Below are 3811 nucleotides of genomic sequence, written 5' to 3' on the forward strand. Positions count from 1 at the left end.
GGTAGTCACCTTCCAGTCATCAATGACGCCTCTCCGCTCGGCATCCTGTTCAGCGTCGCCGTGCTTGTGGTCGCGAGCCTCCAGTTCATCCTCGACTTCGACTACATCGAGCGCGCGATTGCCAGCGGTGCGCCTCGTGAGGAGGCCTGGCGGGCCGGTTTCGGCCTGCTCGTCGGCTTTGTCTGGGTATACGTGGAGATGCTCCGTCTGTTGTCGAAACTCCGAAGCTAGGGCCTGTCCGACGGATTTTTGATCGCATCGACCAAATATCCACCGGACAGGCCTAGCCGGAGTGGTCTGGACCGGCGCTGTCGATCTTGATACTGATCACGCAGCGCTGGTCGCGGACCATGGCGGCACGATAATCGTCCCAGTCGGGGTGTTCGCCCGACAGTGAGCGGTAGTAGTAGACGAGGGTTTCCATGGCTGCCGGCAGCGAGATGATATGGGCCCGACCACTCACCTGAATCCACGGCCCGTAGAAGGCATCCGGAATGACGCACACAGTCGCGCGCGGGTCCCGGTACAGGTTGCGGACCTTGTAGGCAGGTTCCCTGCTGCTTATGATAACTGCACCGTCGGTGTCCACTCCGACCGTGACCGGTGACATTTGAGGGGTGCCGTCCCGGCGAAACGTCGCGAGAACGGCGTGATGGTTCTCGCGGATGTGTGTCCGCGCTGCCTCGATGTCCATGAGTCGATTCTCGCGCAACCGGCCTAACGGTAGTGTGCGAATCGACCGGTGGGCTCTGGGATTCGGCCGGCTCTGGGATTCGGCCGGCTCGGTGTCAGGCCGACCTCGGGCGAGACCGCCGTCAGGTGCGGATTGCCCGCCTGCGTAGATCGGCTTCGTGAACGACGGCCGCCGCATAGCAATGTGGGAGACCGTGTTCGTCCTGGAGCCAGTTCACGCGCTCGGAGAAGCGAAGCAGACCCGGCCCGCGGTCGAGGCATCCCAGCCAGTGGCCGACCTCATGTCCGGTGATTCTCGGAATTCGTTCGATAAGGCTGTGGTGGGTCTCTTCGGAGCGTTGTTGCGACATTGACGCCTCCAGTACGCACTGGTCAACGAACCATGGATGGAGCGTGCACCACCAGCCGGACAACGGCAAGACCCGCCACGGCTGTCACGGGATAACCTTCGTCCGTGACCGATGTGGAACTCATGTTCGCCGGGGATCTGGTCAGTGAGGTACGACGATTGCACGATCGGATCCAGGGGTGGACGCCGGGTTCCTGGCGGCAGCGGTCTGCCTCTGTGGGTACCCGTGCTGATCGGGTGCGCGCGCTTGCCGCCGAACTCGCCGACCTCGGTCATCAAGCGGGCTCTGGCGCGCCAGCCGGTGTCAGGCCGCCGAGTCTGGCCGACCATGCGCTTGCGGACCAGATCGTCGTGTTGGCCACCGACCTGGTTGAGACGCTGCTCGCCGATACCCGTGGTCATGTTGTCAACGGTTGCTCGGATCGCCGACGTGATATCGCAGAGCGCGCTCGGTCGGCCGTCCGGGCTGCTCGCCTGGACCTTGAGGGGCGCCGACCCTGAAACAAGGACGTAAATTCACCATAATCGGGCCTTCCGGGTGGAGGTGGCCGTCCCAGGAAGATGTCTCAGGATATCATGTGCCAGTCGGCGTTGATCTCCTTTACGAAGATATCGGCGACGATGGCGGCACCATCAAGCGTCAGGTGAACACCATCAGTGGAGCGGGCGAGTACTGTCTGTCCCCTGTCGTCGGTGAGGTAACTGCTGTAAGACCCGTTGTTCGACAGCCGGTCGCTGACGTTGACGAAGCGGACTCCGGGAACTCTTCGGGCGGCATCTGCGGCGGCTTCGGAGATCTGGTGGTAGTAGTTGTTGAGCCTCGGTTCGCGGGCGGGGGGCAGACTCATCCAGTAGACGCGGCGACTGCCCCCCGAAGACCAGATCTGCATGACGACGATGGCGCGGCGGCGATACTCGGCCAACCATTGGGGTGACCCGGTCGCGAGGGTGCTGCCGTCCGGCAGCGTGATTCCCTGTGCGTCGTTGCCACCGACGGCGACCACAATCGCCTCTGGATCGCCCTTGGTGACCTGCGCGCGGGCCTGGGCCGCCCAGTCGAAGAAATCCGGACGCACCAGGCCGGTACCGGCGTGGGTGTCGGTATCGGCGTGGATGGTGCCGTGGGACCCGTTCACCATCGACGGCCCGATGCTGTCGCTCAGCGAGTCTCCGGTCACCAGGAGGCGCAGCGGCGTGGCAGCGTCGGGACGGCGCGGGGCAGCCGCGACGCCGGCCGGGCCAGATGGCGGTGCCGAGGACGTTTCCGGGGCTGCGGCCCGCGACGCGGCGGACACCGCCGAGGGCTGGGCTGTCGGGATTCTGCCGTCGGCCGCATCTGCACGGGCGGTGCTGGCGGCGCCGGTCTCCAATCCCGGCGGCGGCGTCCTCGGATCGGTGCCGGTCAGTTCTGACGATGGTGCCGAGGCCCTGTCATGCCCGAACGTCGAGGTGAGGAGCCCGGGGATCGCGTCGAGCCCGACGGCGTTGGTAATCCGGTGGAGTGGACGGCCCACGCCGAGCACGATGGTGCGGGTCAGCCCGGGTGACATGCCCTCGCCGGCGTGGACCATGCCGGCGGCGTCGAGCAGGAGTAGCAGGCTGAGGCTGGTGACGACGAGCCTGGCCGCCTGTCGTGCCGACACGGTGCCCCCCGGCAGGCGGCGGGTACGACCTGTCTGCGGTCGCCGGACATGTTCCATTCCGGGCGCCGCCATATCGGCGTCCGGCTTCGTCCGGCTTTTCGGGTCCTTGTGCGTGTTCCCAGCGGTCTCCGGTGCCCGAATCGGTTTCTGTTCGCTCATCGCGCCCCCCAACAAGGTTGGAACCTACTCTGCCTCGCCAGCTTGCCGGTGCCGGCCGCTGCTTTCATCCGCGGCCGTGTTGTTTTGGGCCAGGTTTTCAGAACAGGCGTTCAGAACCGGAAGTATATAAATGGTGCGACATCCTGCCGGCCGACAATCGCGTGGGCAATCAGGATGAACCCGACGATTACCACGGCTTGGCCGAAAACGCTGAGTTGGGAGAAGATGTCCGCCGCATGCAGCCGCCAGCTCTTCGGGGTGAGTTGGGTGAGGAGGCCGGTGGCGATGGCGAGCAGGACCTCTCTGGTCACCAGCGGCGCCGGTCCTGGCGCGCTCACCAGGCGGACGAAGATGTCGATGGCGGCCTCGACGTCGGGGGAGCGGAACAGGACCCAGGTCGCGCAGACGAAATGGAAGACGACCAGGCGCCCGAACCATAGTCGCGCAACGGGCCGTGCAACGGAATACAGCCGGGACGCGGCGCCGGCGGGTCCTCCGGCGACTGCGGTGGTCGCGGTGGTGGTCGCGGTGGTGGTCGCGGTGGAGATGACCACCGTTGCCGGAGGGTGGGGCTGGGAGTCGGTCCCGGAGTGGCGGCTGGCCAGCCGTGGTGTTCGCGGCGCCGGCACCTGCGGCCATGGCGCCGCGGCGGTCATGACAGCAGGGGCGGTCATGACAGCAGGGGCGGCGGGTCGGCGGCGGGACTGGGCCCATCGGCGTTCGCCTGCCAGCCCGGCACCGTGCAGAGCGCCCCAGATGACGAACGTCCAGGCAGCTCCGTGCCACAGCCCGCCGAGGATCATTGTGATCATGAGGTTGACGTAGGTGCGCCGAGGACCGTGCCGGTTGCCTCCCAGCGGTACGTACACATAGTCCCGCAACCAGCGTGACAGCGTTATGTGCCACCGTCGCCAGAATTCGCGCAGGCTGGCCGCGGTGTACGGGCGGTCGAAGTTGTCGGGGAAGC

General features: G+C 66.1%; 6 protein-coding genes. 2 read left to right on the forward strand and 4 right to left on the reverse strand.

Annotated features, from left to right (window positions below; translation table 11 throughout):
* Positions 1 to 231 (forward strand): Bax inhibitor-1/YccA family membrane protein (locus U9979_RS04585; protein ID WP_322778397.1); only part of this gene is annotated, 231 nt, incomplete at its 5' end.
* 52 nt (positions 232 to 283) lie between these two features.
* Here the strand turns inward: U9979_RS04585 and U9979_RS04590 are convergent.
* Entirely contained in the window at positions 284 to 694 is a 411-nt protein-coding gene (locus U9979_RS04590; protein ID WP_322747622.1) for a PPOX class F420-dependent oxidoreductase, read from the reverse strand.
* Between the two features lie 121 nt (positions 695 to 815).
* A complete protein-coding gene (locus U9979_RS04595; protein WP_322747623.1) occupies positions 816 to 1043 on the reverse strand; it encodes a DUF4287 domain-containing protein in 228 nt (75 codons plus the stop codon).
* Positions 1044 to 1147: 104 nt separating this feature from the next.
* Here U9979_RS04595 and U9979_RS04600 point away from each other — a divergent pair, with 104 nt between their 5' ends.
* Complete coding sequence (locus U9979_RS04600; RefSeq protein ID WP_322752663.1) at positions 1148 to 1543, forward strand: hypothetical protein; 396 nt, start codon at positions 1148 to 1150, stop codon at positions 1541 to 1543.
* A gap of 65 nt (positions 1544 to 1608) precedes the next feature.
* Here U9979_RS04600 and U9979_RS04605 read toward each other — a convergent pair whose 3' ends face one another.
* Together U9979_RS04605 and U9979_RS04610 are read right to left on the reverse strand one after the other, a co-directional pair.
* On the reverse strand, positions 1609 to 2685 hold the full coding sequence (locus U9979_RS04605) for a DUF459 domain-containing protein (RefSeq protein ID WP_322778398.1): 1077 nt from the start codon (positions 2683 to 2685) through the stop codon (positions 1609 to 1611).
* Positions 2686 to 2954: 269 nt separating this feature from the next.
* A partial coding sequence (locus U9979_RS04610; protein ID WP_322778399.1) for an MBOAT family O-acyltransferase occupies positions 2955 to 3811 on the reverse strand: 857 nt, incomplete at its 5' end.

The organism is Protofrankia sp. Cas4 (assembly GCF_963555915.1).
GTDB lineage: Bacteria > Actinomycetota > Actinomycetes > Frankiales > Frankiaceae > Protofrankia.